This is a genomic window from Bartonella sp. CL63NXGY (assembly GCF_042194905.1).
Taxonomy (GTDB): Bacteria; Pseudomonadota; Alphaproteobacteria; order Rhizobiales; family Rhizobiaceae; genus Bartonella.
Genome location: NZ_JBHINK010000154.1, coordinates 1 through 233 on the forward strand (window position 1 = coordinate 1; position 233 = coordinate 233).

Annotated in this window: 1 protein-coding gene; it reads left to right on the top strand. The window is 41.2% G+C overall.

From position 1 onward, the window contains the following. A partial coding sequence (locus ACFIK0_RS09860) for a Rib/alpha-like domain-containing protein (RefSeq protein WP_375663985.1) occupies positions 1-192 on the top strand: 192 nt, incomplete at its 5' end. Positions 193-233 lie beyond the last annotated feature (41 nt).

The window sequence follows — 233 nt, forward strand, 5'->3', positions numbered from 1 at the left end:
CCAGATGGTACTCTTCACTTAGTTCCAACTGATCAAACTGCTGTAGGTCCATACAACATTCCAGTTGAAGTAACTTATGGTGACAAGAGTACAGAAACTGCTTACGCTCCAGTATTCGTTACTGACAAGAACGGTGATCAAACCGTAACTTGGGGTGACCATGGTGCAGTTGTAACAACTGTTGATGTATAAGGTGGAAATGTAGATGAAAATAATGGTGTAAGTGAGAGTAG